General features: G+C 73.0%; 18 protein-coding genes and 1 tRNA gene. 11 read left to right on the forward strand and 8 right to left on the reverse strand.

Going from position 1 to position 19,009, the window contains the following annotated elements; all coding sequences use genetic code 11:
* Positions 1–8 precede the first annotated feature (8 nt).
* Positions 9–818, reverse strand: coding sequence for an FhaA domain-containing protein (locus ACFVGY_RS11245; RefSeq protein WP_385674386.1), 810 nt, complete (start codon positions 816–818; stop codon positions 9–11).
* A gap of 292 nt (positions 819–1,110) precedes the next feature.
* Here ACFVGY_RS11245 and ACFVGY_RS11250 point away from each other — a divergent pair.
* From ACFVGY_RS11250 to ACFVGY_RS11275, 6 genes are all read left to right on the forward strand, one after another.
* A tRNA-Leu gene (locus ACFVGY_RS11250) sits at positions 1,111–1,193 on the forward strand.
* 183 nt (positions 1,194–1,376) lie between these two features.
* Entirely contained in the window at positions 1,377–3,032 is a 1,656-nt protein-coding gene (locus ACFVGY_RS11255) for a sensor histidine kinase (protein ID WP_385674541.1), read from the forward strand.
* A gap of 10 nt (positions 3,033–3,042) precedes the next feature.
* The gene (locus tag ACFVGY_RS11260) at positions 3,043–3,702 is read left to right on the forward strand and encodes a response regulator (protein WP_385674389.1); all 660 of its coding nucleotides are present in this window, start codon (positions 3,043–3,045) and stop codon (positions 3,700–3,702) included.
* A 114-nt stretch (positions 3,703–3,816) separates the two neighbouring features.
* Positions 3,817–5,244 (forward strand): DUF2252 domain-containing protein, encoded by a 1,428-nt coding sequence (locus ACFVGY_RS11265; protein ID WP_385674392.1) that lies wholly within the window; start codon positions 3,817–3,819, stop codon positions 5,242–5,244.
* Positions 5,245–5,427: 183 nt separating this feature from the next.
* Positions 5,428–6,276, forward strand: a complete 849-nt coding sequence (locus tag ACFVGY_RS11270) for a J domain-containing protein (RefSeq protein ID WP_385674395.1) — start codon at positions 5,428–5,430, stop codon at positions 6,274–6,276.
* A 55-nt stretch (positions 6,277–6,331) separates the two neighbouring features.
* Positions 6,332–6,676: a rhodanese-like domain-containing protein gene (locus tag ACFVGY_RS11275; protein WP_385674398.1), complete on the forward strand. Its 345-nt coding sequence runs from the start codon at positions 6,332–6,334 to the stop codon at positions 6,674–6,676.
* Positions 6,677–6,685: 9 nt separating this feature from the next.
* Here ACFVGY_RS11275 and ACFVGY_RS11280 read toward each other — a convergent pair whose 3' ends face one another.
* From ACFVGY_RS11280 to paaA, 6 genes are all read right to left on the reverse strand, one after another.
* Positions 6,686–7,828, reverse strand: a complete 1,143-nt coding sequence (locus tag ACFVGY_RS11280) for an acyl-CoA dehydrogenase family protein (RefSeq protein ID WP_385674401.1) — start codon at positions 7,826–7,828, stop codon at positions 6,686–6,688.
* Positions 7,829–7,956: 128 nt separating this feature from the next.
* Positions 7,957–9,096 (reverse strand): 2Fe-2S iron-sulfur cluster-binding protein, encoded by a 1,140-nt coding sequence (locus ACFVGY_RS11285; protein WP_385674404.1) that lies wholly within the window; start codon positions 9,094–9,096, stop codon positions 7,957–7,959.
* A complete protein-coding gene (paaD, locus tag ACFVGY_RS11290; protein WP_385674407.1) occupies positions 9,097–9,615 on the reverse strand; it encodes a 1,2-phenylacetyl-CoA epoxidase subunit PaaD in 519 nt (172 codons plus the stop codon).
* Positions 9,609–10,340 (reverse strand): 1,2-phenylacetyl-CoA epoxidase subunit PaaC, encoded by a 732-nt coding sequence (gene paaC / locus ACFVGY_RS11295; protein ID WP_385674410.1) that lies wholly within the window; start codon positions 10,338–10,340, stop codon positions 9,609–9,611. Before paaC ends, paaD begins: the two co-directional genes overlap by 7 nt.
* On the reverse strand, positions 10,337–10,621 hold the full coding sequence (gene paaB, locus ACFVGY_RS11300; protein WP_179171857.1) for a 1,2-phenylacetyl-CoA epoxidase subunit PaaB: 285 nt from the start codon (positions 10,619–10,621) through the stop codon (positions 10,337–10,339). Before paaB ends, paaC begins: the two co-directional genes overlap by 4 nt.
* Positions 10,618–11,631, reverse strand: coding sequence for a 1,2-phenylacetyl-CoA epoxidase subunit PaaA (gene paaA / locus ACFVGY_RS11305; protein ID WP_385674415.1), 1,014 nt, complete (start codon positions 11,629–11,631; stop codon positions 10,618–10,620). Before paaA ends, paaB begins: the two co-directional genes overlap by 4 nt.
* A 135-nt stretch (positions 11,632–11,766) precedes the next feature.
* Between paaA and ACFVGY_RS11310 the strand changes: the two genes are divergently transcribed.
* The 3 genes from ACFVGY_RS11310 to ACFVGY_RS11320 all read left to right on the forward strand — a co-directional run bounded on the left by ACFVGY_RS11310 (position 11,767) and on the right by ACFVGY_RS11320 (position 14,854).
* A complete protein-coding gene (locus ACFVGY_RS11310; protein WP_385674418.1) occupies positions 11,767–12,459 on the forward strand; it encodes a DUF5819 family protein in 693 nt (230 codons plus the stop codon).
* Complete coding sequence (locus ACFVGY_RS11315; protein WP_385674544.1) at positions 12,456–13,706, forward strand: HTTM domain-containing protein; 1,251 nt, start codon at positions 12,456–12,458, stop codon at positions 13,704–13,706. The genes ACFVGY_RS11310 and ACFVGY_RS11315 overlap by 4 nt, the downstream gene beginning before the upstream one ends.
* A gap of 404 nt (positions 13,707–14,110) precedes the next feature.
* On the forward strand, positions 14,111–14,854 hold the full coding sequence (locus tag ACFVGY_RS11320) for a TrmH family RNA methyltransferase (RefSeq protein WP_385674421.1): 744 nt from the start codon (positions 14,111–14,113) through the stop codon (positions 14,852–14,854).
* Between the two features lie 7 nt (positions 14,855–14,861).
* Here the strand turns inward: ACFVGY_RS11320 and paaN are convergent, their stop codons facing one another.
* Positions 14,862–16,562: a phenylacetic acid degradation protein PaaN gene (paaN, locus tag ACFVGY_RS11325; RefSeq protein ID WP_385674424.1), complete on the reverse strand. Its 1,701-nt coding sequence runs from the start codon at positions 16,560–16,562 to the stop codon at positions 14,862–14,864.
* 168 nt (positions 16,563–16,730) lie between these two features.
* On the opposite strand from paaN, the gene ACFVGY_RS11330 reads away from it, so the two are divergent.
* Positions 16,731–18,305: a 3-hydroxyacyl-CoA dehydrogenase gene (locus ACFVGY_RS11330; RefSeq protein WP_385674427.1), complete on the forward strand. Its 1,575-nt coding sequence runs from the start codon at positions 16,731–16,733 to the stop codon at positions 18,303–18,305.
* Positions 18,302–18,892 (forward strand): TetR/AcrR family transcriptional regulator, encoded by a 591-nt coding sequence (locus tag ACFVGY_RS11335; RefSeq protein ID WP_385674429.1) that lies wholly within the window; start codon positions 18,302–18,304, stop codon positions 18,890–18,892. The genes ACFVGY_RS11330 and ACFVGY_RS11335 overlap by 4 nt, the downstream gene beginning before the upstream one ends.
* The last annotated feature ends 117 nt before the right edge of the window (positions 18,893–19,009 follow it).

Below are 19,009 nucleotides of genomic sequence, written 5' to 3' on the forward strand. Positions count from 1 at the left end.
CCCCCGCTTCACCCTTCGGCTTGCCGGTAAATGATGGTGGTGCTGCCCACGACGATCCGCGAGCCGTCGCGGAGCGTAGCGCGGGTGGTGTGCTGCCCGTCCACCACGATGCCGTTGGTGGACCCGAGATCCTGGATCGTCGAGGGCGTTCCGGTCCGGATCTCACAGTGCCGGCGGGATACGCCGGGGTCGTCGATCCGCACGTCGGCCTCGGTGCTCCGGCCGAGTACGAGGGTGGGGCGGGAAATCTGGTGCCGGGTGCCGTTGATCTCGATCCAGTGGCGCTTGGGGGCGCCGCCGGGCGGCACGGGGCCCGGCCCGCCCGCGCCCGGCCTGCGGCCCGGCGCGCCCGCGGGCGGCCCGGCCGGCATCGGCGGCGCGGCGACCGGTGGGTAGCCGTAGCCGCCGCCCTGCTGGTTCTGGGCCGGCTGCGGCTGGGAGGTGCTCCCAGCCAGGGTACGGCTACGGACCCGGTAGAGGCCGGTGTCGAGGTCCTCGGCCTTCTCCAGGTGGACCTTGATCGGTCCCATGAAGCTGTAGCGCTGCTGCTTGGCGTAGTCGCGGACGAGGCCCGCGAGCTCGTCGCCGAGCTGGCCGGAGTACGGGCTGAGGCGCTCGTAGTCGCCGGCGCTCAGCTCCACGATGAAGTCGTTGGGGACGACCGTCCGCTCACGGTTCCAGATCGTGGCGTTGTTGTCGCACTCCCGCTGGAGGGCTCCGGCGATCTCGACGGGCTGGACCTCGGACTTGAACACCTTGGCGAAGGTGCCGTTCACCAGACCTTCGAGTCGCTGCTCGAACCGCTTCAGAACTCCCATGGGGCACCTCCTCCGTCGCTGTCGCCCTGTACTGCTTACTGATCGTATCCACGCGTGGCGGATTCGGGTGGTTCCCCCTGGGTCCCGTCCGGACGAGTGTTGGTCCTCACAAGGGATCGTAGGGGTGCGCAAGGGACAGTGTCCCGCACCGGGAGTGGTGTGCGGGAGGGGCGTTCGGGGAGGGATCGGGAGGCCCGGGGAAAGCGATGTGAATCCACCCCCGATGACGTGCTAATGTTTCGTTCGTCGCCAGGGGGACGGACCGAAAGGGAAGACCACTGGGACGCTGCTCGGGCGAGTGGCGGAACGGCAGACGCGCTGGCTTCAGGTGCCAGTGTCCTTCGGGACGTGGGGGTTCAAATCCCCCCTCGCCCACAGATGGAACCCCCGCTTCGGAGAAATCCGGGGCGGGGGTTCTTCGTTGTGCCGGATCCGGATCCGACGCCGGGCCAACTTCCGTGCGGTGTCGGCGACTTTCGTCGGGCCGGCCACGACGAAAGAAGGCATTGCCGTCGTGGCCGGAATGCCTAGGGTCGTCGCGTGGATGCGACGGCGAAGATGCGGGCGGGCTGGAACTGGCTGCGGGGGCCCGAGCCGTGGACCCGGCGGATGCTCGCCGGCGATCTGGCGATTGCGGCAATGGTCACTCTGCTCGGGCTGGGCATCGAGGAGCTGGAGAACGGCACCACGCTGCGCATGGTCGCCAGCGGCGTGGTGGTCTGTGCCCTGCTGATACTGCGGCGCCGGCTGCCGGCCGGGGCCCTCGTCGCCGGTGCGGCGGTGGCGCCGTTCCTCCCCGGCACGGCGCTGGTCACGATCCCCCTCAGCTGGTCCGCGGGCCGTCGGATCGTCGGTGTCGGGCGTGCGCTGACCGCGTTCGCCGGGGCGTTCCTGGCCTCGGTCGGCCTCAGCGTGGTCGAGCAGTGGTCGCAGATGCCGCCCGTGCTCGTGGTCGTGTTCACCACACTCATGTTCCTCGTCACGTCCGCGATGCCCGGCCTGGCCAGCCGGTACTGGTCGCAGCGGCGGACCCTGCTGCGGGCGCTGCAGGAACGCAACGGGCAGCTGATGCGGGAGCGGGCCATGGTCGCCGGGCAGGCCCGGCTGCGGGAGCGGCAGCGCATCGCCCAGGACATGCACGACAGCCTGGGCCACCAGCTGGCTCTGATCGCCGTCCACACCGGCGCGCTGGAAGTGGATCCCGAACTCACCGACCGCCAGCGCGAGGCGGTGGGCGTGCTGCGGCAGGCCTCGGTGTCGGCCATGCACGAACTGCGTGAGGTCGTCGGGATCCTGCGCGACGGGGTGGAGGCCGCGGCCCCCGTGGAGGACGCGCAACCCGCGGCCCGCGGCGTGGCCGGCATCACGGGGATCGTGGAGGCGGCGCGGGCCGCGGGGACCGACGTACGGCTGCTGGCTGCGCAGGGGAAGCCGAGGCAGCTGGCGGCGGCCTGCGACCACGCGGCGTACCGGATCGTGCAGGAGGCGCTGACGAACGCCTACAAGCACGCCCCGGGTGCCGCCATCACGGTCGAGCTGCGGTACGAGGACGACTCGCTGGTCGTGGAGATCGCCAACGGCCCTGCTCCGGCCGGGGCGGCGGCCGGCGAGGTGGTCTCGGGCGGGCAGGGGCTGACCGGGTTGCGGGAGCGGGCCCGCCTCGTCGGCGGGATGGTCCACGCGGGCAGCACCGAGGACGGTGGCTTCCGGGTGGCCGGTGTGCTGCCGTACGGGGCGGAGCCGGCCGGGGCCGAGTCCGTCGTCGACGACTTCGGGCAGCAGGCCCGGGTGCTCGGGCCGCCGATGGACTGGGCGGCCGTGGACCGGGAGCTGGCGGTGCGCGGGCGCAGCCGGACCGGCGGCATCGCCCTGGGCTGTGGCATAGCGGTCGCGGCGCTGGTGGTGTTCGTGATCATGATCGGGGCGGTCGTGACGCTGCTGATGGGCTCGGCGACTAAGGCGATGATCAGCCAGGAGGAGTACGAGAGGATCCAGGTCGGGGAGAGCGAGCAGGCGGTGCGCGACCGGCTGCCCACGGGGGAGAGCTTCCTGACCGAGGGCCTGGACCGCAAGGGCCCGCAGAAGCCCGCCGGTTCGACGTGCATGGCCTGGCTGTCCTCGGAGAGCGACGACCTCAGCGACGATACCGTTTTCCGGTTCTGCTTCAAGGACGGCAAGCTCGTCGACAAGCAGTCGTACGAGGTCAAGCGGTAGGAGCGCGCGGGTGACAGCCAAGGTGATCCGAGTGGTGATCGCTGATGACGAGCCTCTGATCCGGGCCGGGATCAGGATGATCCTGACCTCGGCGCCGGACATCGAGGTCGTCGCGGAGGCGGCGAACGGCCGGGAGGCCGTGGAGCTGGCCCGCTCGCACGCGCCGGAGGTGGTGCTCCTCGACATCCAGATGCCCGTGATGGACGGCCTGACCGCGCTCGGGGAGCTGGGCCGGGTCGTGCCCGAGGTGCGGGCCCTGATCCTGACGACGTTCGGGGAGAAGGAGAACGTGCTGCGGGCGCTCGGCCAGGGCAGCGCCGGATTCCTGCTCAAGGACTCTGCGCCGGGCGAGCTGATCGGCGCGGTCCGGGCAGCCGCGGTCGGCGACGCGTACCTCTCGCCGGGGGCGACCCGGCACGTCGTCGACCAGCTGGCGTCGGGACGGGCGGCGGCGCGCAGCGAGGAGGCCAGGCGGCGGATCGCCGAGCTGAGCGAGCGCGAGCGCGGGGTGCTGGCCCTGCTGGGCGAGGGGCTGTCCAACGCGGACGCGGGCCGGCGGCTGCACATGAGCGAGGCGACGGTGAAGACGTACGTGAGCCGGATCCTGGCGAAGCTGGGCTGCGAGAACCGCGTGCAGGCGGCCCTGCTGGCCAGGGATGCCGGGCTCTAGATACGGTCGGCCGCGGAACGGCGCAAGCGTCGGAACGGGAACGACGGAACAACGGAACAACGGAACAACGAAAATACGCCGGCGGGCCCGGCGGTCACGGGCGGGGGCGGCAGCATGGTGATGGCGGAGCGGTACGCGGTGGGCGCGGAGGACTGCGAAGGGCGGCTGCCGGACGTCCCGGGGTTCGCGCCGCGGACGGAGGACGGCTCGCCCAAGGAGGCCGGCAAGGCGCTGCGCGGCCGGGTGCCGCGCGCGGCGCACGCCCGCTTCGACCTGCCCGCCGGGCGGCCGGACGCGGTGCGCGCGGTGGAGGAGTCCAACGCCGGGCGGGTGCCCGAGCTGACGCCGATACGGGTGGGGCGGATGTCCGCGAACCCCTTCGCCTTCCTGCGCGGGGCTGCCGGCCTGATGGCCCACGACCTGTCCACCGGCCCGGTGACCGGCATCGGGGCGCAGATCTGCGGTGACGCGCACGCAGCTAACTTCGGCCTGTACGGGGACGCCCGCGGCCGGCTGGTCATGGACCTGAACGACTTCGACGAGACCGTCTTCGGGCCGTGGGAGTGGGACCTGAAGCGGCTGGCGACCTCGCTGATCCTGGCCGGGCGGGTGGCCGGAACGGACGAGGGCACCTGCCGGTCGGCCGCCCTCGACGCGGTCGGCACCTATCGCCGCACCATGCGGCTGCTGGCCAAGCTGCCGGCGATGGACGCCTGGAACGCGATCGCGGACGAGCAGCTCGTCGCGCACGCCGACGCCCGCGACATGCTCGGCATCCTCCAGCGGGTCGTGGACAAGGCGCGCAGCAACACTTCGGCGCGGTTCGCCGCCAAATCGACGGAGCCCTGCCCCGACAGCGGGCGGCGCTTCGTGGACGCCCTGCCGGTGCTGCGCCGGGTCGGGGACGCGGAGGCGGCGGCCGTGGCGGCCTCGCTGGGCCCGTACCTGCAGACGCTGCAGGGGGACCGGCTGCCGCTGCTGGCCCGGTACGCCATCCACGACGTCGCGTTCCGTGTGGTCGGCACGGGCAGCGTCGGTACCCGCTCGTACGTGGTGCTGCTGCTGGACCACCGGGGAGAGCCGCTCGTGCTCCAGGTCAAGGAGGCGCGGCCGTCGGTCCTGCTCCCCCACCTGTCCGCGGTGGGCTTCGAGGCCCGGGCCGAGGAGCACGAGGGCCGCCGCGTGGTGGCCGGGCAGAAGCGCATGCAGGTCGTCTCGGACATCCTGCTGGGCTGGACCACGGTCGAGGGGCGCCCGTACCAGGTCCGCCAGTTCCGCAACCGCAAGGGCAGCGTGGATCCGGCGGCACTCTCCGCGGACCAGCTCGACGACTACGGCCGGATGACCGGGGCCCTGCTGGCCCGGGCGCACGCGCACAGCGCCGACCCGCGGCTGCTGGCCGGGTACTGCGGCAAGAACGAGGAGCTGGACGAGGCGTTCGCCGCGTTCGCCGTCGCCTACGCCGACCGCACGGAGGCCGACCACGCGGACCTGGTGGCGGCCGTGAAGGCGGGCCGGATCGCCGCGGAGTCCGGGGTCTGAGCAGGCCTGTACCGGGCCGGCCCGCGGCCGGCTGCCGGCCCGGTCGCGGTCCGGGAAACGGTCGAGGTCCGGGAAACGGTCGAGGTCAGGGGCACGGGCGCGGTCGGGGGGGCACGGTCACGGTCCAGGGTCGATGTTTCACGTGAAACCCCGGCCCGGCCGGACCGGGCTTAGGGTGGCCGGGTGAGCGAGCAGCAGAGTGAAGAGACCGCCTCCGCGACTTCCGGCGCCTCCGGTCCGGCCTCCGGCGACGAGCGGCCCGAGGCCCGCCTGGAGCGGGCCGTCCGGGCCGCCGAGCAGGCGCTGATCGAATTCGAGATCGCGGTGGAGACCTTCCGGGTGGAGGTCGAGAACTTCTCCCGGCTGCACCACCAGAAGCTCGGCCCCATGTACGCGCGGCTCGACGAGCTGGACGCGTTGATCGCCGAGGCCAAGGCGGAGCGCAGCGGTGACGCCGAGGACCTGCGGATGGCCCGCGAGGCGCGCTCGCTGGTGATGCCGATGCCGGGGGTCGACGAGCTGTTCCACGATTGGATGGGCTCCGACGGGATCTCCGACGACGCGGGCGCGATGCTCACCGACCGGCCGGTGCGGCCGCCGCAGCGGGTGCGACCGACGGAGGAGGTCAAGCGCCTGTACCGCGAGCTCGTCCGGCAGGCTCATCCGGACCTCGCCCAGGACGAGGCCGAGCGGCAGCGCCGTGATGCCTTCATCGCCCGGGTCAACGCCGCGTACGGGCGGGGTGAGGAGCAGCTGCTGCGCGAGCTGGCCGAGGAGTGGGCGGCCGGCCCGGTGGCGGAGGCGGAGCAGCGGCTGAGTGAGAGCGAGGAGCTGTACGCCCGGCTGGAGTGGCTGGCCCAGCGAAAGGAGCTGCTCACGGTGGTGGCCCGCGAGCTGGAGGACAGCGCGATCGGGGCGATGCTGCGGATGGCCCCGGAGGACCCGGACAGGCTGCTGGACGAGATCGCCGAGCAGCTGCTGGCCCAGGTGTCCGAGAAGGAGTCCCAGCTCGCCGCCCTGGCCGCGGGGTGAGCCGGTCCGGCTCGGCTAAGTTGGAGGTCCGACCTGTGACGAGAGAAGGCTACGTATGAACTTCGGACCGCTTCCCTCGGTGGACGCTGCCGCGGTGCCCTCCGAAGGCTTTGTGCTGGATGTCCGTGAGGACGACGAGTGGGCCGCCGGGCATGTGGAGGGCGCTCTGCACATCCCGATGAGCGCCTTCGCGGCCCGCTTCGGCGAGCTGACGGAAGCCGCCCAGGACGGCCGCCGGGTGCACGTGGTGTGTCGGGTCGGCGGGCGCTCCGCGCAGGTCACGCAGTACCTGGTGCGCCAGGGCATCGACGCCGTGAACGTCGACGGCGGGATGCAGGCTTGGCAGGGTGCCGGGCGTCCGATGGTGACCGACAACGGCAGCCCGGCCTTCGTGCTGTAGGACTGCGTCTCAGGCGAGGGCGTGGGCGGCCAGCAGGTCGCCCAGCACCTCCTCGTGCGCGGCGGCCGGGCCGAGTTGGAGCTCCAGCTGCTTGGCCCAGGCGTGGTAGCGGTGCAGCGGGTAGTCGGTGTCGGCGCCGAAGCCGCCGTGCAGGTGTTGCGCCGTCTGGACGACCCGGCGCACCCCTTCCGAGGCCCAGATCTTGGCGACGGCGATGTCCCCGGCGGGCGGCAGCGGGCCGCCGGCCCCGCCGGTCGCCGCGTCGATCCGCCAGGCCGCCTGCCACAGGGTGGCCTCCATGGCGCGCAGGTCGATGTAGCGGTCCGCGGCTTGGACGGCGACCGCCTGGAAGGTGGCCACCGGGAAGCCGAACTGCTCGCGCTTGCCGGTGTACTCGCCGGTCATGGCGAGCACGGCCGTGCCGAGGCCGAGCGCGAGGGCGCAGGTCCCGACGGTGAGGAGCCGGTGCAGCCGTTCCCAGGCCGCCGGGGCGGTGATCACGTGGGCGGCGGGCACCCGGACACCGTCCAGGGAGAGTTCGGCGAGCAGCTCCCCGCTGGTGGAGTACTGGTCGGCCAGGGCGAGGCCCTCGGTGCCGCGCGGGACGAGCGCGAGGACGGCCTCCCCCGCGCCGGTGTGGGCCGGTACGGCGGTCCAGTCCGCGCCGTGCGCCCACGGCACCGCGGTCTGCACCCCGTCGAGGATCCATCCGGTGCCCTCGCGGCGTGCGGTGACGGCGAGTTCGGCGGGGTCGTGGCCGCTGCGGCCGTGGGCGGCGGCGGTGAGGACGAGGGCCCCGCTCCCGGCGCCGGGCAGCAGGACGCGGGCGAGTTCGGGGCTGCCGTGGGCCTGGACGACGGCGGCGGTGGCGCAGTGCTCCAGCAGCGGCACCCGGGCCAGCCGCTTGGCCGCCTCGCGCAGCACCAGGCACAGGGCGACGGCGTCGAGGCCGGAGCCCCCGTACTCCTCGGCCAGGACCAGGCTCAGCAGATCGGACGCGGCGAGTCGGGCCCACAGCGGCCGGTCGAAGTCGTCGGCGACGGCGCCCGGGGTCAGGGCGGGGCTGGGCACGCCGTCCGGGGCGACCCCGGCGAAGACGGCCTTCGCCGCCTCGGCGGCGGCCTGCTGCTCCTCGGTGAAGGTGAAGTCCACTGCCTGTCCTCCCGCGCGCACCGGAACCCGTCGTCCGCCTAAATCTGACGGAGCGTCAAGATAAAGCAGGTTCGGGGAATTGGACAGGCCTACGGCGGCAGCCCCGAGGGGGGCCGCCGCCGGCCGGCTCAGCGGTCGAAGTCGATCTCCACTTCCTCGGTCACCGCGTGGGACTGGCAGGCCAGCACGAACCCGGCGTCCGTCTCCTCCGCCTCCAGCGCGAAGTTCCGGTCCATCCGGACCTCGCCCTTGACCACGAAGGCGCGACAGGTGCCGCACACGCCGCCCTTGCAGGCGTACGGGGCGTCCGCGCGGTTGCGCAGCACCGTGTCCAGCAGGGACTCCCCGCCCTGGACCGGCCAGGTGCCCGAGCGGCCGTCGAGGCGGGCGGTGACCCGGCCGTGCGCGGGCGCCGCGGCCGCCGCGGGGGCGGGTGCGGCGGCATCCTCGACGTGGAAGACCTCCTCGTGGACCCGGCCGCGCCCGACGCCGAGCGCGCCCAGGGCCCGCTCCGCGGAGACGACCAGCCCGTAGGGCCCGCACAGGTACCAGCCGGTGACGTCGGCGACGGGCAGCAGCGCGGGCAGCAGGCCCTTCAGGCGCTCCTCGTCCAGCCGCCCGGACGGCAGCCCGGCCTCCTGCTCCTCCCGGGACAGCACCGTGACCAGCTGGAAGCGGTCCGGGTAGCGGTCCTTGAGGTCGGCGACCTCCTCCAGGAACATCGTCGAGGCCTGCGTGCGGTCGGTGCGCACCAGGCAGAACCGGGCGTCGGGCCGGGCCGCCAGCAGCGTCGCGGCGATCGACAGCACCGGGGTGATGCCGCTGCCGCCGACGATCGCCGCGTAGTGCCCGCCCGCCGGTGCGGCGGCGGGGTCGAGGACGAAGCGGCCGGCCGGGACCATCACGTCCAGCGCGTCACCGGCGGCGACCTCCTTGTGCGCGAAGGTGGAGAACTCACCGCCCTCCACGAGCCGTACGCCGACCTGGAGCCGCTGCGGGCCGGGGCCCGCGGGGTCCGGGGCCGGGGAACAGATCGAGTAGGTGCGGCGGATCTCCGTGCCCTCGGGGGTCGTACGGCGCAGGGTGAGGTGCTGGCCGGCGGCGTGTCGGTATGCGGCGCTCAGCTCTTCGGGGACCGTGAGGGTCAGCGCCACGGAGTCGTCGGTGAGCCGGTCGACCGCCGACACCGTCAGCCGGTGGAAGGCGCCGTGGCGCGGGGGACGCGCGGAGCCCGGCGCCTGCGCGGGCGACGGCGTGGACGCGGCCATCTACAGCTCCTTGAAGTGGTCGAACGGTTCACGGCACGAGGTGCAGCGGCGCAGCGCCTTGCACGCGGTGGACGAGAATCTGCTGAGCAGCTCGGTCTCGGTGGACCCGCAGTGCGGGCAACGGACCGACAGGGCGACGGGGACCGGCCCGCCCGCCGCGTGCGGGCGGGGCGGGGCGATGCCGAACTCGGCCAGCTTGCGCCGGCCTTCGGCGCTGATGTCATCGGTCGACCAGGCGGGCGACAGGACGGTGCGCACCCGGACGTCGGGTATGCCGTGGCCGGTCAGGGCCCGCTCGATGTCGGCGGACATGGCCTCGATGGCGGGGCATCCGGTGTACGTGGGGGTGAGGGTGACCTCGGCGTGGCCGTCCTCGTGCATCTTCACCCCGCGTACGACGCCCAGTTCGGCCAGGGTGAGCACGGGCAGCTCCGGGTCGGGGACGGAGCCGGCCAGCTCGGTCAGCTCCGCCTCCAGGCGGCTCAGGGCCTCGGGCGCGGCCTGCGTGCGGGTCACCACGTCGCCCCCGGGTGGCTGCGGTGCAGGTGCTGCATCTCGGCCAGCATCCGGCCGAACGGCTCCGTGTGCAGGCCCTGGCGACCGGCCCCGGCGGCCCAGGCGCCGGTGCGCGGGCCCTCGGGGAGGGAGAGCCCGGCCTGCTCCAGTACGCCGCCCAGCGCGGCCAGCCAGCGGTCCTGCAGCGCGGTCCAGTCGACCCCGTCGAGGCCCTCCACCGGCTGGAACAGCTCGCCGGTGTACTTCCACAGGGCGTCCAGGCCGGCCCGCATGCGCCGGCGGCTCTCCTCGGTACCGTCGCCGAGCCGCAGCGTCCACTGCTCGGCGTGGTCGCGGTGGTACGCGGTCTCCTTGACGGCCTTCGCGGCCAGGGCGGCGAACGGTCCGTCCCCGGCGGCGAGCTGCGTGTGCAGCTCGTGCTGGTACAGGGAGAAGTACAGCTGGCGGGCGATGGTGTGGGCGAAGTCGCCGTTCGGCTGCTCCACCAGCTGCACGTTGCGGAAGGACCGCTCCTCGCGCAGGAACGCCAGCTCGTCCTCGTTGCCGACCATCGACAGCAGGACGCGGGCCTGGCCGAGCAGGTCGAGCGCGATGTTGGCGAGGGCGACCTCCTCCTCCAGCACGGGGGCGTGGCCGGCCCACTCGCCCAGGCGGTGGGAGAGGACCAGCGCGTCGTCCCCGAGGGCGAGGGCGGCCGCGGCCGGCACGGCGATGTCGGTGCCGGTCACAGGTGGCTCACCCCTTCGGGGATGTCGTAGAAGGTCGGGTGCCGGTACGGCTTGTCGGCCGCCGGCGCGAAGAACGGGTCCCGCTCGTCCGGGGAGGACGCGGTGATCTCGGCGGAGGGCACCACCCAGATGGACACGCCCTCGCTGCGCCGGGTGTAGAGGTCGCGGGCGTTGCGCAGGGCCATCTCCGCGTCGGGCGCGTGCAGGCTGCCGGCGTGTGTGTGCGAGAGGCCGCGCCGCGAGCGCACGAACACCTCCCACAGCGGCCAGTTCTGCGTCATACCCCTGCCTCCTCGTTCGTTGCCGTGGCGGCCGGTGCCGCCGTGTGCTTGGCGGCGTACGCCGCGGCCGCCTCCCGGACCCACGCGCCTTCCTCGTGCGCCCGGCGGCGCTGCCCGATCCGCTCTTCGTTGCACGGGCCGTTGCCCTTGAGCACGTCCCAGAACTCGGTCCAGTCGATCGCGCCGAAGTCGTGGTGCCCGCGCTCCTCGTTCCACTTCAGGTCCGGGTCGGGCAGCGTCAGGCCGAGGGTCTCGGCCTGCGGAACGGCGATGTCCACGAAGCGCTGGCGCAGCTCGTCGTTGGAGTGCCGCTTGATCCGCCACTCCATCGACTGCGCCGAGTGGGACGACTCGGCGTCCGGCGGGCCGAACATCATCAGTGAGGGCCACCACCAGCGGTTCACCGCGTCCTGCGCCATCGCGTGCTGCTCCGGGGTGCCCTGGGAGAGGGCGAGGAGGAGCTCGAAGCCCTGGCGCTGGTGGAAGGACTCCTCCTTGCAGATCCGGACCATGGCGCGGGCGTACGGCCCGTAGGAGCAGCGGCACAGCGGCACCTGGTTGGTGATGGCCGCGCCGTCCACGAGCCAGCCGATCGCGCCGACGTCGGCCCAGGTCAGCGTCGGGTAGTTGAAGATCGACGAGTACTTCTGCTTGCCCGCGTGGAGCTTGTCGAGCAGCTCGTCCCGGCTGGTGCCGAGGGTCTCGGCGGCGCTGTACAGGTACAACCCGTGCCCGGCCTCGTCCTGCACCTTGGCCATGAGGATCGCCTTGCGGCGCAGCGAGGGCGCCCGGGTGATCCAGTTGGCCTCGGGCTGCATGCCGATGATCTCGGAGTGGGCGTGCTGGGCCATCTGGCGCACGAGCGTGGAGCGGTACTCGTCGGGCATCCAGTCACGCGGCTCGACGCGCTCGTCGGCCGCCACTGCGGCGTCGAAGGCCGCCGCGAGCTGTGCCGCGAGGCCGGCATCCAGCCCCGCGTCCTGCCCCGTTTCCGGGGTCACTGCCACCATCCCGGCCCCCTGCCAGAGTTCGTTGACCGACCGACCGACCGATCGTTCGGTTCGTTCTCTTCAATGGTGGGTCGGCGGCCCGTAGGGTGTCAACCTCTCTGGTCAACCCTGTGGACGCCGAACGATCGGGACGCGATGGAATCGAACGAGCGCGAGACCGCGGAAGCGGACGATCCGCCCGCCGGGCCGCCGGCCGTCCCGCCGACCGTCCCCCCGCCCGGGATCGCGGGGCTGTCCGCCCCGTACCGGGCCGTCGCGGCCCTGGCCCTGGCCGTGACCGGCCTCGCGGCCTGCGCCCACCTGGCCCTGGTCTTCCTGCACGTCGCCCCGTCCAACACCCTGAGCAAGCGGCACGCGGCGGTGGTCGACGGCTGGATCTACCCCGAGTTCGAACAGAACTGGAAGCTCTTCGCCCCCAACCCGCTCCAGCAGAACATCGCGGTCGAGGTCCGCGCGGAGTACCGGACCCCCGGCGGGGAGGTGGTCACGGGCCCGTGGCACGACCTGTCCGCCGACGACGGCGCGGCCATCGAGCACAGCCTGCTGCCCAGCCACACCCGGCAGAACGAGCTGCGCCGGGCCTGGGACTTCTTCACCGGCTCCCATGACGAGGACGACACCCCGAACGGCGAGCGCGGCGAGCTGTCGGAGCAGTACCTGCGGCGGATCGCCCTGAACCGGCTCGGCGAGGCCGGTACCGGCCGGGAGGGCGAGCTCGTACGGATCCAGCTGCGCTCGGCGACGCGCGCGGTGCCCGCGCCGGCGTGGAGCGACGAGCGGACCGACACCCAGACGTACTACCGGGAGCTGCCGTGGTGGGCGGTCTGAGACGGGGGCGGGCCGCGGCGGCTCGGGGGCTGGCGCGGGTCACCGGGGAGGCGCTCGGGCCCTACCAGAGCGCCGTCGTCCGGATCGGCTTCGCCGGGACCTGGCTGTTCTTCCTGCTGCGGGAGTACCCCCACCGGCACGAGCTGTACGGGCCCGACGGCCCCTGGAGCTGGGAGCTCGCCCGGCGGCTGGTCGGGTCGAACCACGCCTTCACGGTGCTGCTGTGGTCGGACTCGGCGCTGTGGTTCGAGACCGTCTACCTCGCGGCCGTGCTGGCGAGCGCCCTGCTGGTGCTGGGCTGGCGGACCCGGGCCACGTCCGTCGTGTTCATGGTCGGGGTGCTGTCCCTGCAGAACCGCAGCGTGTTCATGGGCGACGGCGGCGACAACGTCATCCACCTGATGGCGATCTACCTGGTGCTCACGCGGTGCGCGCAGGTGTGGTCGCTCGACGCGCGGCGGGCGCGGCTGCGGGGATCCGCCTCGACGGGGGCGGCCGGGCCGGTGCTGTGGGGCGTGCTGGGTGCGGTGCTCGTGTACGGGGCCGTGACCGGGCGGTTCGGGCTGGGCTGGGCGGCGGCGTTCACGGCGCTGTGGGTGGTCGCGGCGGTGTGGTGGATGGCCGAGCGGAGCCCGGGGGCCGGGCGGAGCGAGGGGGCCGGGCGGAGCGAGGGGCGCGCGCTCCTGGACGTGCTGGCCAACATGGTGCACAACGCCGGGATGCTGGTGATCATGGCGGAGGTCTGCCTGATCTACGCCACCGCGGGGTGGTACAAGGTCCAGGGATCGCGGTGGCAGGACGGGACCGCGCTGTACTACCCGCTCGGGCTGGACTACTTCAGCCCGTGGCCCGGGCTGTCGGGGCTGCTGGCGAGCAGCGGGACGGTGGTGATGCTGCTGACGTACGGGACCGTGGTGCTGCAGGTGGCGTTTCCGTTCACGGTGTTCCACCGGCGGATCAAGAACGTGCTGCTCGGCGTGATGATGCTGGAGCATGCGGGGATCGCGGTGTTGCTGGGGCTGCCGTTCTTTTCGTTGGCGATGATCGCCGCTGATGCGGTGTTCCTGCCGACCGCGTTCTTGGTGGGGGCGGGGGCAGTGGTCGGGCGGCTGCGGCTGCGGCTGCGGTTGCGGTTGCGGGGGCGGCCGGTAGCTCTGCCGGCGCCGGCGGCGGCTTTGCCCGGGCCGGCCGGGGATGCCGATCCCGAACCCGAGCCGGACCCGGCTGCGGCTGCCGGTCCGCGGTAGTCGCCGCTGCGCGGGGCCGTCTCCCCGCCCCACCCTTCCTCCGTTCCCCGGGCTCCGCCCGGACCCGCGCCTCAAACGCCGGCGGGGCTGGGTGTGCCCGGTCTCGGGTTTGTGCGCGGAGCTGCGGGGGCTGCGCTGCGAATGCCGGCGGGGCTGGGTGTGCCCGGTCTCGGGTTTGTGCGCGGAGCTGCGGGGGCTGCGCTGCGAATGCCGGCGGGGCTGGGTGTGCCTGGTCTCGGGTTTGTGTGCGGAGCTGCGGGGGCTGCGCTGCGAATGCCGGTGGGGCTGGGTGGGTCCCGTCTCGGGTTTGTGCGTGGACCTGCGGGGCTTGCGCTTCGAATGTCGGTGGGGCTGGGGTGGACCGGCCTCGGGATCAGGCGGCGCGCGGGTCGTAGGCTCGCTGCATGAGCGAACAGACGGTGCGGGAGTGGCGTGCGGTGGTGGAGGACGGCGATCTCGTCCTGCTCGACGGGTTCCATGCGCTGAAGCACGCGCTGCGGTTCGGGGCCGACGTGCGGGTCGCCGTGGCCGACGATCCCGAGGCGGTGCGGGCGCTGGCCGCGCAGCTGGCTCCCGACGTGGAGGACGACGTCAAACGGCTGGTACGGGCCGCCGAGCTGCGGACCTTTCTCCCCCGCGTACACCCCACCGGGGTCGCCGCGCTCGCCGTGCGGCCGGACGCCGCCGAGGGGCGGGCCCTGCTGGAGCGGATGCCGCGGACCGCGCCCATCGTCGTGCTCGACAATCCGCGGAACCTCGGGAACGTCGGCGCCGTGGTGCGGCTCGCCGCCGGGTTCGGGGCGACGGGCGTCGTCACCCGGGGCGACCTGGACCCGTGGCATCCGAACGTGGTGCGGGCCGGCGCCGGGCTGCACTACGCCACCACCGTGCAGTCGGTGACCCTGGAGACCCTCCCGGCCGGGCCGGTGTACGCGCTCGACCCGGAGGGCGAGGACATCCGTGCCCTCACCCTCCCGGACGGCGCGCTGCTGGCCTTCGGCTCGGAGCGGCACGGGATCTCGCCCGAGCTGCGCGCCCGGGCGGATCACCTCGTGTCCCTGCCGATGCGGCCGCAGGTGTCCAGCTACAACCTGGCGACCAGCGTGGCCATGACCCTGTTCCACTGGGGCGGGCCCCACCCCGGCTGAGCCGCCGTCACGCCTGGCGGCGGACCTCCACCATGCGGAAGCGGTTCGCGACGAACGCGCCGTCGCACAGCGCGGCGTTCGCGGCCGGGTTGCCGCCCGAGCCGTGGAAGTCGGAGAACGCCGCGGTCTGGTTGACGTACACCCCGCCGGTCAGGTTCAGCGAGAGCTGCGCCGACTCCTCCAGGCAGACCTCCTCGACGTCCCGCTCGGTGTCCGCGGAGGTGGTGTACGCGCCGACCGTCATCGCGCCCTTCTCGCGCACCGTGCGGCGCAGCAGGGCGAGGGCGTCCGACGTGCTGTCCACGGCGACCGCGAAGGAGACCGGGCCGAAGCACTCCGACAGGTAGGGCGCCGAGTCGTCCGCCTTGCCGGCGTCCAGCTTCACCATGACCGGGGTGCGCACCACGGCGTCCGGGAACTCGGGGTTGGCCACCTCGCGGGAGGCCAGGGCGACCTCTCCGAGGCCGGCGGCCGCCTCCAGGCGGGTCTTGACGTCCGGGTTGACCAGCGCGCCCAGCAGTGCGTTGGCGCGGGCGTCGTCGCCGAGCAGACCGCTGACCGAGGCCGCGATGTCGGCGACGACCTCGTCGTAGGTCTTGCGGCCGGCGTCCGTGTCGATGCCGTCCCGCGGGATCAGCAGGTTCTGCGGGGTGGTGCACATCTGGCCGCTGTAGAGCGACAGGGAGAAGGCGAGGTTCGCCAGCATGCCCTTGTAGTTGTCCGTGGAGTCCACGACGACCGTGTTGACGCCGGCCTTCTCCGTGTACACCTGGGCCTGGCGGGCGTTGGCCTCCAGCCAGTCGCCGAATTCCGTCGAGCCCGTGTAGTCGATCACCTTGATCTCGGGGCGGACGGCCAGGTCCTTGGCGATGCCCTCCCCCGGGCGGTCGACGGCCAGGGCGACCAGGTTGGGGTCGAAGCCCGTCTCCCGGAGGACCTCGCGGGCGACCTGCACGGTCAGGGCGAGCGGGAGGACGGCCCGCGGGTGCGGCTTGACCAGCACGGCGTTGCCGGTGGCGAGGGAGGCGAAGAGGCCCGGGTAGCCGTTCCACGTCGGGAAGGTGTTGCAGCCGATCACCAGCGCGATGCCGCGCGGGACCGCAGTGAAGGCCTTGTCCAGCTGCAGCGGGTCCTTCTTGCCCTGTGGCTTGGACCAGTCCGCCCGGCCCGGGACGCGGGTCTGCTCCGCGTACGCGTACGCCACCGCCTCCAGGCCGCGGTCCTGCGCGTGGGGGCCACCAGCCTGGAACGCCATCATGAACGCCTGGCCGCTGGTGTGCATGACCGCGTGGGCGAACTCGTGCGTCCGCGCGCTGATGCGGGCCAGGACCTCGATGCAGACCAGGGCGCGCGCCTCGGGCCCGGCGTTCCGCCAGGCGCCCATGCCGGCGCGCATCGCGGGCAGCAGCACGTCCGGGTCCACGTGCGGGTACTCGATGTCCAGGGCGGGGCCGAACGGGGAGACCTCGCCGCCCGTCCAGCCGTCGGTGCCGGGCTGGTCCAGGTCGAAGCGGGTGCCCTTGAGGGCCTCGAAGGCGGCGAGGCCGTCGGCGGGGGCGGTCTCGCCGTACGCCTTGGGGTGCTCGGGGTGCGGGGACCAGTAGGCACGGCTGCGGATGGCTTCCAGCGCCTGGTCCAGGGTGGGCCGGTGCTTCGCGGACAGCTCCGACAGGGCGGGCGACTGGGGGACGGTGGGCTCGGCGGCCATCAGGGACCAACTCCTCGTTGAGCCGGGCAAGATCAGACTGGATCGCAGGCTGGGATCAGGCAAGGGCGGGTGAAGAAGAGCAGACTGGAGTTAGAGTAACCGAACGATCGGTCGGGACAAGAGGGCCCGGCGGACCTGTGGATAACTCGGTGCGGGAGGATGCAGGACATGACAGCAATCGAACGGTCCCGCACCGTTGCGGTGGTCGGCGCCGGCACCATGGGCCAGGGCATCGCCCAGGTCGCGCTCCTCGCAGGTCACCAGGTGCTGCTCTACGACATCAACGCCGCCCTCGCCGCCGACGGCGTCGCCATCGTCCAGGACCGTGTCGAGCGCATGGCCGCGAAGGGCCGCCTGGAGCCCGCCGAGGCCGAGGCCGCGAACGGCCGGATCCTCGCTGCCTCCGATCTCTCCGAGCTCGCGGACGTCGCGCTCGTCGTCGAGGCGATCGTCGAGGACACCGCCGTCAAGCGCACGGTGTTCGCGGCACTCGAAGAGGTGGTGGCCCCGGACGCCCTGCTGGCCACCAACACCTCCTCCCTCTCCGTCACCGAGCTGGCCGCCGGGCTCGCGCACCCCGGCCGCTTCCTGGGCCTGCACTTCTTCAACCCGGCCCCGCTGCTCCCGCTCGTCGAGGTGGTCAGCGGCCACGCGACCGACCCGGCCGCCGCCGAGCGCGGCTACCGCACCATGCTGAGCTGGGGGAAGACCCCGGTCCGCTGCGCCGACACCCCCGGCTTCATCGTCAACCGCATCGCCCGCCCCTTCTACGCCGAGGCCTTCGCGGTGTACGAGGAGCAGGGCGCCGACCCGGCCACCATCGACGCCGTGCTCCGCGAGTCCGGCGGCTTCAAGATGGGCCCGTTCGCGCTGACCGACCTGATCGGCCAGGACGTCAACGAGGCCGTCACCCGGTCGGTGTGGGAGTCCTTCTTCCGCAGCCCCAAGTTCACCCCCTCGCTCGCACAGCGCCGGCTGGTCCAGTCGGGCCGCCTCGGCCGCAAGACGGGCCACGGCTGGTTCCCGTACGGGCCGGACGCGGTGGCTCCGGCCCCGCACACCGCCGCCCCCGAGGAGGCTCCGGAGAAGGTCACCGTCGTCGGCGACCTCGGCCCCGCCGCGGACCTCGTCGCGCTGATGGAGGAGGCCGGGATCGCGGTCACGGCCGCCGGCACCGGGGGACCGTACATCCAGCTGCCCGGCGAGGGGCAGCTGGTGCTCGCGGACGGCAAGACCTCCGTCGAGTTCACCGACGTCGTCTACTTCGACCTCGCGCTCGACTACCGCGGGGCCACCCGGATCGCGCTCTCCGCGGGTGCGGACACCAGCGAGCAGACCCTCGCCGAGGCCGTCGGACTGTTCCAGCGGCTCGGCAAGCAGGTCTCCGTCATCGGCGACGTCCCGGGCATGATCGTGGCCCGTACGGTCGCGATGCTGATCGACCTGACCGCCGACGCCGTCGCCCGGGGCGTGGCCTCCGCCGAGGACATCGACACGGCGATGCGGCTCGGCGTCAACTACCCGCTGGGCCCGTCCGCATGGCACGAGCGGCTCGGCCCCGACTGGGCGTACGACCTGCTGCACAACCTCGACGAGCGCTGCCCCGGCGGCCGCTACGCGCCCTCGCTGGCGCTGTTCAAGCTCGGCTATGCGGAGTCCCCCGAGGAATCCGAGGACGCCGAGGCCGCCGAGGGCGCCGCCGATGGCACCGGGTCCCCCGCCACGGCGGAGGAGAGCGCATGACGACCGCCAGGCGGGACACGTACACCCCCGAGTCGCTCCTGACGGTCGCGGTCCAGGTCTTCAACGAGCGCGGCTACGACGGCACCTCCATGGAGCACCTCTCCAAGGCGGCCGGCATCTCCAAGTCCTCGATCTACCACCACGTCGCGGGCAAGGAAGAGCTGCTCAGCCGCGCGGTCAGTCGCGCGCTCGACGGGCTCTTCGCGGTGCTCGACGAGCGGGGCGCGGTGCAGGGCCGGGCGGTCGAGCGGGTCGAGTACGTCACGCGCCGCACGGTGGAGGTCCTGGTCGCCGAGCTGCCGTACGTGACGCTGCTGCTGCGGGTACGGGGCAACACCCGGACCGAGCGCTGGGCGCTGGAGCGCCGCCGGGAGTTCGACCACCAGGTCGCGGAACTCCTCAAGGCCGCCGCGGCCGACGGGGACCTGCGGGCGGACATGGACATCCGGCTGGCCACCCGGCTGTTGTTCGGGATGGTCAACTCCCTGGTGGAGTGGTACCGCCCGCACCCCGGCACCACCCCGGACCAGCTGGCGGACGCCGTGGTCCACATGGCCTTCGACGGGCTGCGGACGGTCCGCGGCTGATCGGCCGGGGCCGACAGGCTCTGACAGGTCGCCCGGTTCGAGGTGATTTCGGTCGAAAATGTGTGCGATGAAGAAGTCTCTTCGGCCTGTACGCTGAGCGCGATTCAATCCCTGAGC

Source organism: Streptomyces sp. NPDC127106, assembly GCF_042677605.1.
Lineage (GTDB): Bacteria > Actinomycetota > Actinomycetes > Streptomycetales > Streptomycetaceae > Streptomyces.